Origin of the sequence: Brevibacterium renqingii (assembly GCF_017808105.1) — a bacterium.
GTDB lineage: Bacteria > Actinomycetota > Actinomycetes > Actinomycetales > Brevibacteriaceae > Brevibacterium > Brevibacterium renqingii.
Genome location: NZ_JADBHF010000001.1, coordinates 40,324 through 58,126, shown reverse-complemented (window position 1 = coordinate 58,126; position 17,803 = coordinate 40,324). Strand labels below are relative to the sequence as shown.

General features: G+C 66.7%; 16 protein-coding genes. 9 read left to right on the top strand and 7 right to left on the bottom strand.

Annotation, left to right across the window (positions count from 1 at the left end; genetic code table 11):
- Positions 1-4: 4 nt before the first annotated feature.
- On the bottom strand, positions 5-844 hold the full coding sequence (locus tag IHE57_RS00250) for a PhzF family phenazine biosynthesis protein (protein WP_209370023.1): 840 nt from the start codon (positions 842-844) through the stop codon (positions 5-7).
- 191 nt (positions 845-1,035) lie between these two features.
- Between IHE57_RS00250 and IHE57_RS00245 the strand changes: the two genes are divergently transcribed.
- From IHE57_RS00245 to IHE57_RS00230, 4 genes are all read left to right on the top strand, one after another.
- Positions 1,036-2,136, top strand: a complete 1,101-nt coding sequence (locus IHE57_RS00245) for a Gfo/Idh/MocA family protein (RefSeq protein ID WP_209370021.1) — start codon at positions 1,036-1,038, stop codon at positions 2,134-2,136.
- Between the two features lie 68 nt (positions 2,137-2,204).
- On the top strand, positions 2,205-2,954 hold the full coding sequence (locus IHE57_RS00240; protein ID WP_209370019.1) for a M50 family metallopeptidase: 750 nt from the start codon (positions 2,205-2,207) through the stop codon (positions 2,952-2,954).
- Positions 2,955-3,050: 96 nt separating this feature from the next.
- Positions 3,051-3,728, top strand: a complete 678-nt coding sequence (locus tag IHE57_RS00235; RefSeq protein WP_209370017.1) for an HAD family hydrolase — start codon at positions 3,051-3,053, stop codon at positions 3,726-3,728.
- Between the two features lie 173 nt (positions 3,729-3,901).
- Entirely contained in the window at positions 3,902-5,947 is a 2,046-nt protein-coding gene (locus tag IHE57_RS00230) for an HNH endonuclease signature motif containing protein (RefSeq protein ID WP_209370015.1), read from the top strand.
- A gap of 33 nt (positions 5,948-5,980) precedes the next feature.
- Here the strand turns inward: IHE57_RS00230 and IHE57_RS00225 are convergent, their stop codons facing one another.
- On the bottom strand, positions 5,981-7,588 hold the full coding sequence (locus tag IHE57_RS00225; RefSeq protein WP_209324487.1) for a nucleobase:cation symporter-2 family protein: 1,608 nt from the start codon (positions 7,586-7,588) through the stop codon (positions 5,981-5,983).
- Between the two features lie 440 nt (positions 7,589-8,028).
- Here IHE57_RS00225 and IHE57_RS00220 point away from each other — a divergent pair, with 440 nt between their 5' ends.
- Positions 8,029-9,492 carry an 8-oxoguanine deaminase gene (locus IHE57_RS00220; protein ID WP_209370013.1) on the top strand — a complete coding sequence of 488 codons (1,464 nt, stop codon included), beginning with the start codon at positions 8,029-8,031 and terminating at the stop codon, positions 9,490-9,492.
- Between the two features lie 25 nt (positions 9,493-9,517).
- Here IHE57_RS00220 and IHE57_RS00215 read toward each other — a convergent pair whose 3' ends face one another.
- A complete protein-coding gene (locus IHE57_RS00215) occupies positions 9,518-10,003 on the bottom strand; it encodes a hypothetical protein (protein ID WP_209370011.1) in 486 nt (161 codons plus the stop codon).
- A gap of 109 nt (positions 10,004-10,112) precedes the next feature.
- On the opposite strand from IHE57_RS00215, the gene IHE57_RS00210 reads away from it, so the two are divergent.
- Positions 10,113-10,559 carry a DUF2871 domain-containing protein gene (locus tag IHE57_RS00210; RefSeq protein ID WP_209370009.1) on the top strand — a complete coding sequence of 149 codons (447 nt, stop codon included), beginning with the start codon at positions 10,113-10,115 and terminating at the stop codon, positions 10,557-10,559.
- The gene (locus tag IHE57_RS00205) at positions 10,556-11,311 is read left to right on the top strand and encodes a type 1 glutamine amidotransferase (RefSeq protein WP_209370007.1); all 756 of its coding nucleotides are present in this window, start codon (positions 10,556-10,558) and stop codon (positions 11,309-11,311) included. The genes IHE57_RS00210 and IHE57_RS00205 overlap by 4 nt, the downstream gene beginning before the upstream one ends.
- A 63-nt stretch (positions 11,312-11,374) precedes the next feature.
- Here the strand turns inward: IHE57_RS00205 and IHE57_RS00200 are convergent, their stop codons facing one another.
- From IHE57_RS00200 to IHE57_RS00190, 3 genes are read right to left on the bottom strand one after another with little or no spacing between them, the layout of a single operon-like run.
- Entirely contained in the window at positions 11,375-12,205 is an 831-nt protein-coding gene (locus tag IHE57_RS00200; RefSeq protein WP_209370004.1) for a hypothetical protein, read from the bottom strand.
- The gene (locus IHE57_RS00195; RefSeq protein ID WP_253719835.1) at positions 12,202-12,864 is read right to left on the bottom strand and encodes a DUF6114 domain-containing protein; all 663 of its coding nucleotides are present in this window, start codon (positions 12,862-12,864) and stop codon (positions 12,202-12,204) included. Before IHE57_RS00195 ends, IHE57_RS00200 begins: the two co-directional genes overlap by 4 nt.
- Complete coding sequence (locus tag IHE57_RS00190) at positions 12,864-13,478, bottom strand: DUF6230 family protein (protein WP_209324494.1); 615 nt, start codon at positions 13,476-13,478, stop codon at positions 12,864-12,866. The genes IHE57_RS00195 and IHE57_RS00190 overlap by 1 nt, the downstream gene beginning before the upstream one ends.
- 316 nt (positions 13,479-13,794) lie before the next feature.
- Here IHE57_RS00190 and IHE57_RS00185 point away from each other — a divergent pair, with 316 nt between their 5' ends.
- On the top strand, positions 13,795-15,447 hold the full coding sequence (locus tag IHE57_RS00185) for an alanine/glycine:cation symporter family protein (RefSeq protein ID WP_209370000.1): 1,653 nt from the start codon (positions 13,795-13,797) through the stop codon (positions 15,445-15,447).
- Positions 15,448-15,454: 7 nt separating this feature from the next.
- Here the strand turns inward: IHE57_RS00185 and IHE57_RS00180 are convergent, their stop codons facing one another.
- Positions 15,455-16,363, bottom strand: coding sequence for a LysR family transcriptional regulator (locus IHE57_RS00180; protein ID WP_209369998.1), 909 nt, complete (start codon positions 16,361-16,363; stop codon positions 15,455-15,457).
- Between the two features lie 162 nt (positions 16,364-16,525).
- Between IHE57_RS00180 and IHE57_RS00175 the strand changes: the two genes are divergently transcribed.
- Positions 16,526-17,803 carry a M20 family metallo-hydrolase gene (locus IHE57_RS00175; protein ID WP_209369996.1) on the top strand — a complete coding sequence of 426 codons (1,278 nt, stop codon included), beginning with the start codon at positions 16,526-16,528 and terminating at the stop codon, positions 17,801-17,803.

Sequence of the window (17,803 nt, the reverse complement as noted above, 5' to 3'; positions counted from 1 at the left end):
CGGCTCATGCGAACGCCGTCCCGCGGAAGCACACGGTCGTGGCGCCGCCGACCCAGATCTCGTCCTCCTCGGCCGAGATCGAGACGACTCCGCACCGGCCCAGCGCGGTGCCCTGGGTGGCAGTGTAGGAGGTCGGGGCGAGGCCGGCTCCGATGAGCCACTGGGCCACAGAGGCGTTGAGGCTGCCGGTGACCGGGTCCTCGGCGACGCCGACTCCGGGCACGAAGGCGCGGATCTCGTATTCGTGTTCGGAGCCGTCGGGGTGGGCGCCGAGGACGCCGAGCTTCGTGTCGGCGATGGCGGAGAAATCCGGTTCGAGAGCCAGGACCTGGGCTGCGCTGGCCAGCCGCACAGCGGCCCATCCGGGGCCGTTGTCGACCCATTGGTGGCCGAGGATGTCCGTGCGCTCGACCCCGAGTGCGTCGGCGATCTCACTCACGTAGGCCTCGTCGAGGTCACCTGTGCGCAGCCGTTCGGGAGCGGCGAAGGAGAGGGTGGCCCCGCCTCGGCGCAGGCGGACGAGTCCGGCCCCGCACTCCTGGACGATCTCGCCGTCGCTCAGCGGCACTCCGCCGGCATCGAGCCAGGCCGCCGCCGAACCGAGCGTGGGGTGGCCGGCGAAGGGGAGCTCCCGGGACGGGGTGAAGATGCGCAGGCGGTAATCGGCGCCCGGGTCGGTGGGAGGGAGGACGAACGTCGTCTCCGACAGATTCGTCCAGTTCGCGATTGCGGCCATCTCTGTGTCGCTGAGCCCTTCGGCGTCGAGGACGACGGCGACGGGATTGCCGCGGTAGGGCTCGCTGGAGAAGACGTCGACTTGGGCGAATGCTCGATCACGGGGCAAGAGGGGACTCCTTCGTTGAAAGGGCGCCGTTCTTTGAGGGGTGCGCTCTTCCTATGGTAAAGGGATGCGGCGCCGATGCCGGGACGAGGGCGCGCCGCGTCGCAGAGTTCAGGAGTGCTGCCGGCGGGCGAGGGCTGCGGGCAGTCGAAGGAATATTGACTGAAGTGAGCAGGTCGGCATCAGAATAGGTCATGGACACAGTCGCCCAGGTCATCAGCCCACCGCCGCGCATCGGCATGTTGGGCGGTGGATTCATGGCTCGCACCCACACGCGGGCCGCTCGTCTCGCCGGAGCCGTGCTCGGCGTGGTCGGGACATCGGGGCCGGCGAGCAGCCGGACGGCCGCGGCCGAACTCGGTTACGAGACCTCCGCGGTCGGGGCGGACTTCTTCGAAGAACGGCTCGACGTCGTCCATGTCTGCTCGCCGAACAGCACGCACCTCGACCACTGTCTCAATGCGCTGGACTCCGGCTCCCACATCATCTGCGAGAAGCCGCTGGCCACCGATTCATCCGCCGCACGGGCCATCCTCGACAGGGCGGAGGCCAGAGGCCTGGGCGGGACCGTTCCCTTCGTGTACCGGTACCACCCGATGGTGCGTGAGGCGCGGGCACGGATCCGACGCGGGGACGCCGGGGCCGTGCTCACCGTCGACGCCCGCTATCTCCAGGACTGGCTGCTGGACGCCGAGGACGACAACTGGCGCGTGGACTCCGCATCCGGCGGCCCCTCTCGTGCGTTCGCCGACATCGGCTCCCACCTCGTCGATCTCATCGAGTTCATCACCGACGAACGCATCGTCGCCCTGTCGGCAGCGACGCGGACGGTCCACCCCCGCCGAGGCGGTGGCGCGGTGACGACGGAGGACACCGTCGCGATGACGGTCGAGATGAGCGGCGGCGGGATCGGGTCGATCCTCGTCTCCCAGCTGGCGCCGGGGCGCAAGAACAACCTCGTCGTCGAGGTGGCGGGGTCCGAGGAGAGTCTGCGATTCGCCCAGGAGCAGCCGGAGGAGCTGTGGGTCGGCCGCCGCAGCGGCAGCCAGCTCCTCGTCCGCGACCCTGACGTCCTCGCACCCGATGCGGCCCGCCTCTGCGAGGTCCCGGCCGGGCATCCGCAGGGCTACCAGGACGCCTTCAACGCCTTCATCGCCGACTCCTATGCGGTCTTCGCCGGGCAGAGACGCGAAGGTGTGCCGATGCTCGCCGACGGTCTCCGCGCCGCACTCGTCACCGAGGCCGTCCTCCGCTCGGCGGAGCAGAGAACCTGGGTCGAGGTCGAAGCGCTGTGATCGATCGTGACGGAGGCTGACGATCGTCTGAGGACGTGGCTCAGGCTCGGTTCGTAGACTGAGCGGCTATGGACTTCAAGCAGGCAACGGCGACGTGGTGGGACGCGATCACCTCGGGATTCGGACGGCAGGACGGCCTGGAGCTCGATGCCCTCCGGCTCGTGCTCGTCTTCGGGGTGCCCCTGGTCGTGACGCTGACCCCGGGAATCTGGCGCTTCTTCGGTCTCTTCGTGACCTTCGTCCACGAGCTCGGCCACGCTTTCGCCGCCCTCACGACGGGACGGGTGGTCAAGGGCATCTCACTGAACTTCGACCATTCGGGGCAGATGAACTCCTTCGGCAGGGTCGGCTTCTCTGCCACCTGGGCGGGATTCTGGGGGTACCCGGCACCGGGCCTGCTCGGACTCGTGCTCATCACCTCGGCGGTCTTCGGCTGGGCGCCTTTGGCGCTGTCGGTGGGAGCACTCGTCCTGCTGGTCGCTCTCCTCTTCATCCGGAACCTTGCGGGTGCGGTCATCGCCGTGGTCACAGCGGTCGCGGCCCAGCTCATCGTCGTGTTCCTCCCGCTCGAGTGGATCTCGGTCTTCGTCGCCGCACTCGGCACGGGGCTGGCGATCGGCTCCCTCAAGGACCTCGTCAAGGTCATCCGCGTCCACACGCGCCGACGTCACGTGCAGCAGTCCGACGCCTATATCCTCGCTCAGGGCTCGAGTCTGCCCTCCGGAGCCTGGCTGACGCTGTTCGCGCTGGTGATCATCTCCTGCGCGCTCGCCTCGGCGCGCGTCCTGTACACGGCGGTGTCGCTCGGAGCGGTCTGACCGGGAGGCTGGGACCAGGACGGTTCCCGCCGCCCTGCTGGTTCGTCGGCCGTACTGCTGTGCTCTCGTGTCAGCGGCGGATGGCAGAATCGAACCATGGCTGCGCATCCGAAGTTCTCCGCTGTTCTCTTCGACTGCGATGGAGTCCTCGTTGACTCCGAGAGCATCACGAACGGCGTCCTGCATCTGATGCTGCGGGAGCTGGGCTGGCAGCTGACGCCCGAGGAATCCATCGCGCGATTCGTCGGCAAGATGCTCCGTGACGAGGCCGATGTCATCGAGGAGCACACCGGATTCCGCATCGACGAGGAGTGGATGAACGAATTCCGGCGCCGCCGCAACGCCGAGCTCGAGTCCTCCCTGCAGGCGATCCCCGGTGTCGTCGACGCCGTCCGCCGCACCGCCGAGCTCTATCCCGGTAGGATCGCCTGCGCCTCGGGCGCGGATCGGCCGAAGATCGAACTCCAGCTGAAGAAGATCGGGCTCTTCGACGTCTTCGCCGACCGCATCTTCTCCGGAATGGAACAGCCGAGCTCGAAGCCCGCCCCAGACGTCTACCTGGCCGCAGCCGATTTCCTGGGGGCCGACCCCGCCGAGGCGGCCGTGATCGAGGATTCGCCGACCGGAGTGATCGCCGGCGCCGCCGCACGATCCCATGTGCTCGGTTTCTGCCCGGACTCTCCGGTGCACCAGAGCGCCGAAACGCTGCTGGCCGCCGGGGCCGCCGAGACCTTCACGGCAATGGACCGGCTGCCGGATCTGCTCGTGGAGTAGGTCTCGGGGGACCGTTTCAATTTTCGGAGAACACCTCTGACCAGCAAACATAATCAAATGGCAGCGCAATGCAAACACATTCTGTTTGTAATCGAATTGTTACATTCTTTGAGTCTCTTCAGATGTACAATTGTGTTGAGGCATTCACATCGACGTGAAGGGCGGTGGGAACGATGAGGGAACCGCAGAATCCCGGTGAAGACGGTCTCGACCCTGCCTCGAACGGCGCCTCCTCTTCCTCTCAGCAGCCTCTGGTCGGCCCCGATTCGCCTCGGCGCCTCGACGTCGATCCCGACTCACCCATGGCTGCGGTCGTCAGCATCGCACGGTTGAGCACGGGTGCCCGCATTGCAGAGTTCCAAGCTGTTGCCGGCCTCTTCCTGGCAGAGGCGGTCGATCGCCTCCGCTATGGCACAGGTGAGGACACTTACCATCACACGACATTCACGCAGACCGTCGATCGATTCCTCGCTGCGCGAGCGAAGTCGCAGACCGATGAGGTCGAGCCGGCGGATCCCTGGGCGGCGCTCGGAACCGCTCTCGACGATCGAGCGAGCGATGCCCCCGACGACGTGGACACGAGTGCTGAAGGCCAGTCGTCCGAGGGCGATCGGGCGTCGGAAGCCTGCCACTCGTCGCCGTCCCCATCGGAATCGCTTCCGAACTTTCCGAAATTCCGGCTCAACCGGACTTTCAACGCCTGGGTGCACGACCTCGCCGCGCGGGAGGACGTCGCCGAACTGACCGCGGTGCTCGGGTCCACCACCGACCGCGCCTACAACGAGATCGCGAACGCCGTCACGCTCGTCTTCGGGCTGCCGAAATTCCTGGAACGCTGCCTCAACGGCGAATTCACGATCGAGCATGTGCTGACGGCGACTCAGGCGGTCAAGGACGTGGCCTTCGAATACGTTCCGCGCTTGGACGACTACCTCGGCACTCGTCGGGCCGATATCACCATGGAGACTTTCCGGAAGTCCCTGAACCTGAAGATTGCGGCACTCGTGCCCGTCGACGATCGACTCGAGGTCGCCGCAAAACGTCGCCGCGTCGACATCACGACCTATCCAGACGGGACCGCCTCGGTGACGCTCTCGGGCCCTGCGGTCGAGCTCAAGGCCTTCTACCTGCGCATCGAAGCATTCGCCCGCGCGATTCGCAACGGGAACATCTCCGCGCTCACCGACGAGGACATCGCCGGCATCGAGGTGGGCGAGCAGGACGGCATCGCCGCACTCATGTTCAATATCGCCACGCGTGCGACGCCGCAGATGACCATCGCCGTGACAACACACGATACGACGACCGGGGAGACCTCCACCGAGGAGATCCCGCTCGAGGTGAAGGAACAGGGCGACCCCACGGCACTGGTGACCGCGGAAGAGGTCGACCGCGCAGCACAGACGGCACAGCGCGAAGCCGAAGCTGCCGCCGGAGCCGGAGCCGGAGCCGGAGCCGGAGCCGGAGCCGAGACGATCATCAAGCTCACCATGCCCACCCACGGCCAGTGGGTGCGAGAGCAGGCGAAGATGATGGTCACGGTGCCTTTCCTCACCGCAGTCGGCGGTTCGGCACTGCCGGGAACGTTCTCCGACGGTGCGCCGCTTCCGCCCGATGCGGCGAAGGCGCTCGCCGGTGACTGTCCGACCTGGCACCGAATACTCACCGACCCGGCGACGGGGACCCCGATCGACGCACGCTCGAGAAGCTACTGCATCCCTGCAGATGTGCGCGCGCCGCTGATCGGAAAATGGCAGTCATGCTCTGCGCCCGGATGCACACGACGGGCGGAGACCTCGGAGGTCGACCACATCATCCCCTTCGATCATGATGACCCCGCACGAGGCGGACAGACGACCTTCGACAACCTCCACCCCGTCTGCCGACCCCATCACCAGGCGAAGACCGACCGGAGATTCTCCGTCCGCATGACGGATGACGGGGCGGTCGAGTATGCCTTCGCCCATGGTGTGGTGGCGACGATGCACCCCCCGGACAATCCGATCAGCGCCGAACACGCACGGCAGGTGGAGAGCTGTGCCCAATCGGACACGGCTCCGGAGTCATCCGGCACAGACGGATCGGTCCTCCGCTTCACCTCGGAATCCGAAGAGAAGCGAAGGACCGGGAATGAAGACCGGAAGGCCCGACGGTCGAGGCAGGCACAGGAATCGATCTGGGATGTCCGCTGGGACCCCGACGACCCTCCGCCTTTCTGATCACCTCGTCAGCCGGGCCGAACCCGGCAGCGGCTAGACCTCGTCCTCCTGGATCATCCGGCGGATGTCCTCCTGGCACTTGACCTCGCCCTTCTTGGCCGCCTCGACGACCTTGACGTGCTGTTCCTCGGTGACGACCGGAATCTCGTCGCCGTTGGAGTCGACGATTTTGCCGTCCTTGACGGTATCGCCCTCGGTGAGGATGGCCTCGTGGTCGATGAGGCGCTGCAGCTCCTCCTTGCGGATGACCCGTCCGGTGCCGGCGACGAAGACCGAGCGATCCGTGCGGTCCTTGGTGTTGGCCCCGATGTGGTTGAAGACGAGGTTGAGCAGCACGGCCATGAGCGTGGCCGAGGAGATCCCCGAGTGGAGGATGATGCCGACCCACGAGGGGAAGGCGTTGTAGAAGTCGGGCTCGATGACCGGGATGATGCCGAAGGCCAGCGAGACCGCGACGATGATCATGTTGAGGTTGCCCTCGTACTCGACCTTCGAAAGGGTGCGGATGCCGGACGCGGCGACCGTGCCGAAGAGCACGATGCCCGCACCGCCGAGCACCGGCATGGGAATGGCGGCTACGACTCCGCCCATGACCGGCAGCAGGCCGAGGACAACGAGGATCGCACCGCCGGCGGTGACGACGAAGCGCGACTTCACACCGGTGATCGCGACCAGACCGACGTTCTGGGCGAAGGCCGACTGCGTGAAGGAGTTGAAGATCGGAGACACCGCCGAGGACAGCATGTCCGCGCGCAGACCGGCTGCGATCCGCTTGGAGTCGACCTTCGTGCGAGCGATCTCGCCGACGGCGATGATGTCCGCGGTGGTCTCGGCGAAGGTGACGATGACGACGATGAACATCGAGATGATCGCTGCGGCCGAGAACGTCGGCATGCCGAACGCGAAGGGCTCGGGGATGGCGAAGATCCCGCGGTCGAGGACATGGGAGAAATCGGCCCAGCCGAAGATGAGGCAGCCGACGGTGCCGATCACAATGGCCAGCAGGATCGACAGACGCGAGACCATGGCGACCGGGATGCGGCTGAGGATGAGGACGATGGCGAGGGTGGCAACGGTGATGAGGATGTTGCGGATGCTGCCGTAATCGGCGGCCTCGGCGTCTCCGCCCATGGCCCAGCCGGCCGCGACCGGCATGAGCGAGAGGCCGATCGTCGTGATCACCGTGCCGGTGACCACAGGTGGGAAGAACTTCACGATGAGCGCGAAGGCGGGAGCGACGAGGAGGCCGATGGCCGAGGCCACGAGCACCGCGCCGAAGACTTCGGGCAGGCCGTCACCGCCGGCGAGGATCGACGTCATCGTCGCCACGCCGGCGAAGGACACGCCCTGGACCAGCGGGAGCTGCGAACCGAAGAAGGGAACGCCCACCGTCTGCAGGATGGTCGCCAGACCGCCCATGAACAGACAGGAGGCGATGAGCACGCTGATCCCGCCGTCATCGAGTCCGGCGGCCTTGCCGATGATGAGCGGTACGGCGATGATGCCGCCGTACATGGTCAGCACATGCTGCAGACCGTAGGCGAATGAGCTGCCGATCGGCAGTCGCTCGTCCTCCGGACGCTGCGTCTTCTTCGTTTCGCGCAGCGCATCGTTCTGTGGTGATTGCTTGGATACCGACATCTATCTCTCCGTTGAGCTCGTCCCCGAGCGACGGCCCCTCACAGACGCCCCAGATGGGTAGTGAGCAGGCTCCACTTCGACCGAGGAATCGGTTTCTATTTTTCCGACATGCGAAATGCAATTTCCTTATCGCAAAATAGTAGGTGAATCACATTTGGCTTGCAAGCCGGTTTCGTGACTCACCCCACATGTTAGAGTTCAGTCCTGCCGGTGTGCTCGTCAGACGCAATTCTTATCTACTGATCGTTCGCTCAGTTGAGTGCTCCGGATCCATCGTACATTTGGATCTTCCGTGCCGACGACTCGAGTCTGTGTCGCAGGTCACCGGGCGGCGGAGCAGCAGACGCCGAAAAACCTGAGCTGGTGGCGTCGGCCCCAGCGCTGTCGTCACTCACCGAAGACCGAACCGGTCACAGGTTCGCGATCAGAAAGGCGACGACATGTCCCAGGCATCCACACCCACCCCGGCCTCGAACAGGCTCTGGCTCAAAGATCCCTTGGCAGTCCACCTCGGAGCCGGGGCCGATCCGGCAGCGGCGGCGCGGGGGATCGTCATCGACCGGGACTCGGGTACCATCGTCGAACTCGTCCCCGCAGGAGGAGAACCGAGCGGCAGCGATGCGGCCGGCGGCGATGCGGCCGGCGGCGCGCAGACCGCGCGGGCCGCGCAGGCGATGACCGTCGTCGATGCTTCGGCGCACGTGATCACTCCTGGCCTGGTCAACACGCACCATCACTTCTACCAGACTCTCACCCGCGCGTGGGCGCCCGTGGCGGATATGCCGCTTTTCGGCTGGTTGATCAACCTGTACCCGGTCTGGGCGCGTCTGACCCCGCAGGCGCTCGAGCTCGCCACGACCGTCGCCATGGCCGAGCTGCTCGAATCCGGGTGCACGACGGCCGCCGACCACCACTACCTGTTCCCGACAGGGATGGACGAGGCCATCGACGTCCAGGTCGACGTCGTCCGCCGGCTCGGCATGCGGGCGATGCTCACCCGCGGGTCGATGTCGCTGGGGGAGAAGGACGGAGGTCTGCCGCCGCAGCGGACCGTGCAGGACGCCGAGGTGATCCTCGCCGACTCCCGCCGCCTCGTCGAGGCCTACCACGAGCGTGGTGCGGGAGCGCAGGTGCAGATCGCCTTCGCCCCGTGCTCCCCGTTCTCCGTGACCACCGAGCTCATGCGGGAGAGCGCTGTCCTGGCCGATGAGCTCGACGTCCGACTCCACACCCACCTGGCCGAGACCATCGATGAGGAGCACTTCTGCCGCGAGCGCTTCGGCCTGCGCACCGTGGACTACCTCGAATCCGTCGGCTGGCTGGGCGATCGTGCCTGGCTGGCCCACGGGGTCCACTTCGACGATGACGAGGTCCGCCGCCTCGGCGAGGCGGGCGTCTCGGTGGCCCACTGCCCGACCTCGAACATGCGCCTGGCCTCGGGCATCGCCCGTGCCGTCGAGCTCGAGGACGCCGGCGTGAACGTGGGCCTCGGCGTCGACGGTTCGGCCTCGAACGACGCCTCGAACATCATTCGGGAGGTCAGGCAGGCCCTCTACATCCAACGCCTGCGCTACGGCGCCGAGGCGGTCACCTGTGCTCGCGTCCTCGACTGGGCGACCAAGGGTTCGGCGGCCGCGCTCGGCCGCGACGACATCGGCACCATCGAGGTCGGGCGGCAGGCGGACCTGGCGATGTTCCGCCTCGACGGGCTGTCCTTCTCCGGCTCGCACGATCCGATTCCCGCCCTCGTCCTCTGCGGAGCGGAGAAGGCCGACAGGGTGATGGTCGGCGGCCAGTGGCGGGTCATGGACGGCCACGCCATCGGCGCGGACGGAGTCGAACTCGACAAGGAGGCCCTCATCGCGGCCCATCAGGAGGAGGCGCGCCGCCTCGTCGCCGGGTGAGGGAGGCCGGTCGCGTGCCGGGGTCTCAGCTCTCCGGCTTCCGGAAGACCTCGCGCATATGGTCGCCGGTGAGGAAGTCGCCGACGCCGATCATCACGAGGCTGAAGACGATCTGCTCGGTGATCATCCATACCGGGTAGAGGCCGGGGATCGCCGCCATGACGAGGGTGATGACGGGGAAGATCTGGGTGAAGAGCCGCAGGCGCTGATAGCCCCAGTAGAAGCCCTTCGTCGCGCGCCAGAAGAAGTAGAACAGGGTCGCGGTCATGCAGAGGACGACGACCGTGCGCATCCACACGGCGAAGGGCACGGGCTCGCCCGCTCGAGCGATGACGAAGGCGTAGACCACGGCACCGAATCCGAGCGCGAGTTCGATCACGAGCAGCCAGGCGATCCACGTGAAGGCCCGCTTCGTCTTCGGCAGCTCGAGGCCGGCGGACGGCACGAGGATGCCGGCCTTGCCGCCTCCCGCGAGACGGTCGATCCTTGAGAACAGCTTCTCCATTGCCATGACCTCAGGCTAGCCCCGGATGCGGGGGGCGGACATCAATCGAAAGTCGGGTTCGGACTTCAATCCTGTGGGTCAGGAACTCAGACGTCGATCCTGATGAGGTGGAACCATGAAGAAGATATTCAACGCGGCATTCGCATATATGATCATCGGCGTCCTCGCCGGACTGTTCTACCGGGAGTTCACCAAGGCCAACGACTTCCCGGAGGGGGAGTTCACCCAGCTCGCGGTCGTCCACACGCACTTGCTCACCCTCGGCTTCATCGTCCTCCTCGTCGTCCTGGCGCTGGACAAGGTGTTCGGACTGTCCGGGACCGGACTCTTCTCGTGGTTCTTCATCACCTACAACATCGGCGTCGTCCTCACCGCGGGCATGATGGTCTGGCACGGCTCGCTCACCGTCCTCGGCCAGGAGTCGAATGCCATGATCGCCGGCATCGCGGGTCTCGGCCACATCGCTCTGAGCATCAGTCTCGTCCTGTTCTTCCTCGCCCTGCGCCGGAAGGTCGTGACCGGCCGAGCACATGGCGATGAATCGGTGAGAATGGTGTCATGAGCAGTGTGAGGATCCTCGCCGTCGAGCACGAACACGGAACCGGCCCGGAGCGCTTCGGCACTTGGCTGGCCGAGGCCGGCGCCGAGGTGGAGGTCGTCAGGCCCTATCGGGGCGAGGACCTGGCCGAGAGCTTCGCCGGACTCGAGGGTGACGGAGTGTTCGATGCCCTCATCGTCCTCGGCGGCTCAGCCGGCCCCCTCGACGACATCGACAACCCGTGGTTCCCCGCGGTCAGGGACCTGCTCACACGTTCAGCGGCCGGCGGATTCCCGAGCCTCAACATCTGCCTCGGCGGGGAGCTGCTCGCTGCGGCCGCCGGTGCCGCGATCTCACGCCGGACGCGCCCGCAGATCGGGGTCTACGGGCTGCGGGCCACCTCGGCGGGGGAGCGCGATCCGGTCTTCTCCGCACTCGCGGGCGCAGAGATCCCGGCGGTGCTCTTCCACCAGGAGGAGATGGCGCTTCCGACCGATGCCGCACTCCTGGTCACGGGTTCGGACGCCCCGGTCCAGGCGTTCCGCCTCGGCGAATTCGCTTGGGGCACTCAGTTCCACCCCGAGACCGACGCCGCTCAGATCGAGCGGTGGCTGGCCTCCGATCCGCTGCGGCTGCCGGAGGGAAAGACCGAGGACTCGATCCGGGCGGAAGTCGCCGCGGCGGATGCAGAGCTGGTGGAGACCAACCGGCGACTCGCGCACAGCTTCGTGGACTTCCTGCGGACGCGGCGCGGAACCGGGCGCAGCGCTTCCTGATGGAACACAGCATTTCCTGGCGGGCCGTATCGGTGCCTGCGCGACGCGGGCGTCGCCGGGTGATCAGGCCTCCTTGAGCTTCTGATCCGTGTTCGTGTAGTTGATCGAATCGGCCGTGGTGCCGACCAATCCCATCGTGACTCTCAGCAGTCCCGGCTCGACGTCGTCCATGGGCGGCGGCGTCTCCGGACCGAGGGTCAGCGACTTCCCGTCCTTCGTCGTCGCCGTGATCGAACCGATGTAGACCGTGACATCGCCCTTGAGCGTCATCGTGTCGGCTTTGGTCACCAGTCCGTGGTCCTCCTCGGGCGGACGCACGGTGAGCGAGAAACCGGAGATCTTGATCTCCTCGGCCTGGATCTTCAGCGTGACGATCGAGCCGCCGTCAGCAGTGGGCACGGAGACGAAAGAGATTCCGCTGAGGCCCTTGAACGACAGCGAGTCGGAGCCCATGGCCGCCGGATTCTCCGTGAAGATCGGCGCGTTCTCATCACGCTGAGCGTCCTTCGGGAACTTGCCGTTGGGCTTCTCGGTCGGTTCGTCGCTCGGCTCTTCGGTCCCCAGTCCTCCGGGTTCGGTCGGCTCCGGCGATGCCGGCTCCGTCGGCTCCTCTGAAGGCTCCTCGGAGGGCTCATCCGTGGGCTCCTCGGACGGCTCATCCGTGGGCCCGGGCGAAGGAGGATCCGTCGGCTTCGTGGGAACGTCGGGTGAGACCGTCGCCGCGGGACCGGGGGTGCTGAGAGCCTCGGGCTCGTCGGCATCGCCGCATCCGGCCGTCGTCGAGCACAGCGGAGACGAATGAGCGGCCGTCGTCGTGGCTGCGCCGAGAGTCGAGGGAACGATGAGGACAGCTGCCGCCAGGAGGGACGCCGTGCGGCGGCTGGGCGCCCTCATGCAGTCTCCTCGTCGCCTGTCGAGTCTCCCCTCCGCTCGGCAGGCGGTGCCTGAGCGCCCGAAGCACCGGTCTTCGGTCCCCGCGGCCCCATCCACGCGACCACGAGGATCGCCCCGATGGTCGACAGCAGCATCCCGAGGATGAACCCGCCGAGGTTGACCCCGATGAGCGAATAAACCGAAAGAACGAGGGCGATGATCCCATAGAAGATATGGTGCGTGGGGCGGAAGATCACGGAGAGGCCGAGTACCGCGAGCGCGATCGGAACGACCGTCGCCTGCAGCCCCTCGATGCCGAACTGGATCTGCATGTTCCCGGTGTCGAGCTGTCCGGAGAAGAAGAGTTCGATTCCTCCGAGCACGACCAGCACTCCGCCGATGAAGGGGCGCTGCCGACGCCAGTGCCGGAAGGCGCGGCGCTTCCCGGGCTCGACGCTGCCGGTCGGTTCGGCGTCGGATTCGGTCATCTCAGCGTCGGTTCCTGTCGGCTCAGCATCGGCTCCTGTCATCTCAGCGTCCGATTCGCGGTGCTTCTTCTGCTCGCTGGCCCGACGGCTTCGCCGCGACAGCGCGAGCAGGCTCGTCTGCTCCACGGTGGCCCCCTGTTCGGCGGTTCCCGCTTCGCCCGTCGCTTGCGCGTTGGCTGCTGCGTCCTTCATCAGAAGCACGACTCGGATCCGTCAGTGAGCTTCAGCGACATGTCCTTGAGGGTGAAGACCGAAGCCGTGGTCGTCCACGAGTCCTGTTCCAGGTCCTTGATCGAAATCGTGTCGGAGTCCTGAGCGAAGTCGCCCTTGGAGCCCTTGGCCTTGGTGTTGACGTCGGAGGCGTCGACGCCGATCCGGATGTTCTTGAACTCCGCGTCGCCCTTGAGCCCCGTCATGCCGATCTGCAGGTCCTTGGCGGAGGCGGGAGTGCCCTTGCCGCCCGCCTTGATGAGAACGCCGACCTTGCCCAAGGGGGTGTCCGTGACGGCCGACTGGCAGAGGTTCTCGAGTGTGGCGTCCTTGATGTTGGCGGTGACGACGGAGTGCTTGCCGCCCTCGGCGTCCTTGGCGATGCCGCTGTACTGGGAGAAGCCGGTCCCCTCGAGCTGCGAGGAGGTGATCTGGAACTGAGTGCCGGACACGGCGAACGAGACCGGCACCGCACCCTGAGCAACTCCGCCCATGAGCCCGGCGGAGACGATGCCGGTGGGAATGGCCACCAGGGCGATGCGCCCGGCATGGGACGAGGTGAGCTTGCGGATGCCGCTGAGCTTCGGGAACTTCATTGATCCTCCTGTGGTGCCGACTGCTGCGTCGACGTAACTGCTGTGACTTATGTTACTCACGGGTGTTACTGGACAGTACCTGCTTCGGCGTTTTCGCGTCAACAGTTTCGCACAACTGAAGCTGTAGTGTTCCGACCCTCCGCAGGCGCTGTGATCGCCTGCGAATGGGGCATAAGGCACCTTGTGACCAGGACCTTCACCGACTCCCACGGCGACTGAGCGGGAGCTGACAAGCCCCTGGGTAATTGTTAGGTTGATCACAGGTGCCGGTCCCGGACCAACCCTCCGGACGAATGGCTATCTTGCGCCTGCTGATATGAATCCCATAACCGAACATCTCGCCCAGACCACCGCCGAGGCGGGCCTCAGAGCCGCCGGCGTCGATGCGGCCATCGAGTCGTTCCTCGGGCCCGCGGCCCAGGCCTTCAGCAACATCGTCTTCTTCGAGCTCCAGATCGGCGAGCTCGGAATCCCTCTCATCGTCGTGTGGCTCATGGCCGCAGCGGTCTTCCTCACCTTCTATCTGCGCTTCCAGCCGCTCACCGGCCTCAAGTACTCGGTCGGAATCATCCGCGGGCGCTTCACCCGCAAGACCGACCCCGGCGAGGTCTCGAGCTTCCAGGCGCTCGCCACCGAGCTCTCGGGCACGGTCGGACTCGGCAACATCGCCGGCGTCGCCGTGGCGATCACGATCGGCGGGCCGGGCGCGGCCCTGTGGATCATCATCTTCGGCTTCTTCGCGATGACCGTGAAGATGGCCGAGGCGACGCTGGGTGTGAAGTATCGGCAGATCAACGCCGACGGCAGCGTCGCCGGCGGCCCGATGTACTACCTGCGCGACGGCCTCGCCGAGATCGGCCGCCCGAAGCTCGGCAGGTTCCTCGCGGTCTTCTACGCTCTGACCACCGTGCTCGGCGTCATCGGCGCCGGCAATCTGTTCCAGGCCAACCAGGCCGCCGCGATCCTCGTCAGCGCCACGGGCGGTGACTCGAGCTTCTTCGCCGACAAGCTCTGGCTCATCGGTGTGGTCATCGCGGCGCTGACCGCGCTGGTCATCCTCGGCGGGATCAAGAAAATCGGCCAGTGGACGTCGAAGCTGACTCCGATGATGGCGGTCCTCTACTTCCTCTCCGTCATCGTCATCCTCGTGATGAACGTCGATCAGATCCCGCACGCCTTCGCACTCATGTTCGCAGGCGCCTTCAGTCCCAGCGGCGTCGCCGGCGGAGCCGTGGGCGTGGCCATCGTCGGCATCCAGCGCGCCCTGTTCTCCAATGCCGCCGGCGTCGGCTCCGCAGGCATGGCGCATGCGGCTTCGAAGACGACGAAGCCCGCGACCGAGGGGTTCGTCGCGATGTGGGAGCCGCTCATCGACTCCGTCATCATCTGCACCCTCACCTCGCTGGCGATCATCACCACAGGCCTCTACGGCGAGAGCACCGAGGACGGCATCGGCCTGACCTCCGAGGCCTTCGCCACCGTCGCGGGCTGGTTCCCGATCCTGCTCACCATCGCCGTCGTCCTCTTGGCGTTCTCGACGATCCTCGCCTACGGCTACTACGGTCAGCAGGCCCTGGGGTATCTGACGGGGAATTCGAAGAAGGCGGACAAGGCGTATCAGATCTTCTGGATCGTGGCCGTGGTCATCGGCGCGTCGATGTCGCTGGACTCGGTCATCGCCTTCTCCGATGCGATCTTCTTCCTCATGGCCTTCCCGAATCTGCTCGGCATCTATTTCCTCTCCCGCATCCTCCGCCTCGAGATCCTGCGCCTGCGCAAGAGGATCGATGTCGGCGTGATGAAGGAGATCACCCCCGCCGAGCTCCAGGTCGGCATGGGCGACCACGAGCCGACCCTGGAGCAGATCAAGGCCGCCGAGGCGGGCCGGAAGCGCAAGCGCGACAAGCTCCGTGAGGTGCGGGATGCGCTGCGGAGGAAGAAGCTGGATCGCGAGAAGGTCGAGGACTGAGCGGCCCTCAGCCGCGCAGACGCTCGAACTCCGCGCGCAGGGCGTGTCGGACGGCGATGATGCTCGGTGTTCGGGCGCTGCCGGTGCGGATCGCTGTCGAGATCCGGCGGCACGGGGAACCCGGCAGCGGGGTCCTCCGCGGTGCCAGGGCGCCTGTGCTGCCCCGCGCCGCACGCAGGGCCAGGTCCGGGACCAGCGCCGAGGCGAGTCCGAGTGAGACGAGGCGGACGAGGAGGAGGACATCGGAGGATTCGAACTCGATGGCGGGTTCGAAGCTGGCCCGCCGGCACTCCGCCAGCGACCACTGCCGGGCGGGAGTGCCGGGAGCCTCCATCGCCCAGACGTGGTCGGCGCACCGGCCGAGGTCGATGCCTGCGCTCGTTTCCTGCGGGGTGATCAGGCACAGCTCGTCGTCGCCGAGGTGCTCGACCTGGACGCCTTCGGTCCGGACGCCCGGGCGAGCGGGATAGTCCTCGAGGAGGACGAGGTCGAAGTCGCGTGCCAGCAGAGCGGGAACGCCGTCCTCGACCGGGATGTGGGAGGTCTCCACCCGCAGCTCGGGACAGTCGCGGGCCAGAGCCGCCAGGGCGCCGGGAACGATCGTATGCAGCGCCGTCTGGAAGGCCGCGATGCGCACCGTGCCCACGACCTTCCGCCCGGCCGCGGCGATCTCGGCCTCTGCGGCCTCGAGCTCGCCGAGCACCCTCTCGGTGTGGGCGACGAGGATCTTCGCCTGCTCGGTCAGCCGCACACCGCGGCCCACCCGCTCGAGCAGAGGTGCGCCGACCTCCGACTCGAGGGCTTTGAGCTGGTGGGAGACCGAGGACGGGTCATTGCCGAGTGCAGCCGCGGCCGCCGCGAGGCTGCCGCGCACACTGACCTCGCGCAGCAGGCGGAGCCGAGTGAGGCTGAGCATCGTACTCCGATCGTTCAGACGAACCGACTCATGGTGGAAATTCATGAGTGATGATGACTCTCATACTATCGATCACATGTGTTTCTCGCCCTAGTCTCGATCCGAGGCCATACGGCCGGTGCCGCAGGGGCACGGAAGGATCAGTACGGAGGAGAGGAACTCATGGACGCGGAGACCACCGCCCCGACAGCAGAGCTGAGCATCGACGGAGACCGCCTGTGGGCCGATCTCATGGAGCTCGCGACGATCGGAGCCTATGACGACGAAGCCACGGGGCTCAGAGGCGTCGACCGGCAGTCCCTGACAGATGCGGACAGGGCGGGCAGGCAGCTGCTCATCTCGTGGATGGCCGAGCTCGCACTCGAGGTCACCATCGATGAGATGGGCAGCGTCTTCGGCAGGCGGGAAGGCACCGATCCCGGCCTCGCCCCGGTGCTCATCGGTTCGCACATCGACACGGTCGCCACCGCAGGAGCCTTCGACGGCTGCCTCGGCGTGCTCGGCGGCCTCGCCGTTCTGCGGGCCTTCGACGCGATCGGGCTGCGCACCCGCCGTCCGATCGTCGTGGCGGCCTGGACGGAGGAGGAAGGGGTGCGGTTCGGCACTGACATGCTCGGATCGGCCGTCGCCGCCGGCCGGCTGAGCCTCGACCACGCCTACGGACTCACCGATGCCGAGGGGCGCAGTCTCGGCGACGAGCTCGCCCGCATCGGATTCAAGGGTGAGCGCCCCGTGCGCCTCGACCCGCCGCACGCCTATGTCGAATGCCATATCGAACAGGGACCCGTGCTGGCTCAGGAGGATCGGCCAATCGGCATCGTCACCGGCGTCCAGTCGATCTCCTGGCAGAAGGTCACTCTCCACGGCCGCGCCGCCCATGCCGGCACCACGCCCACCGAGCTGCGCGTCGACGCCGGTCTCGCCGCCGCACAGATCGTCGTCGAGGCCCGTCGCATGGTCGACTCCGGAGCCTACGGACGCCTGCGTGCGACCGTCGGACGCATCGAGACCTCCCCGGGCCTGCCGAGCGTCGTCCCGGACCGGGCCGAGATCACCGTCGACCTGCGCAATCCCGATGATGAGGACATGGCCCGCGCCGAAGCGGACCTCGCCGCCTTCATCGACACCCTGCCCGGGACCCAGCCCGGACTGCGGATCGAGACCGCACGGATGGCCAGGACGAAGGCCGTGCCCTTCAGTGAGGCCGTGCAGGACACCCTCGAGGCCGCGGCCAAGGAGCGCGGCCATGACTCGATGCGGATCATGTCCGGAGCCGGACACGATGCCCAGGAGATCGCCGCGATCGCCCCGGCCGCCATGGTCTTCGTCCGCGGGCAGCATCAGGGCATCAGCCACAACCCCCGCGAGTACTCGAGCCCCGAGGACTGCCGGGCGGGCATCGAGGTCCTCGCCTCGGCGGTGCGGGAGCTCAGCGCCTGA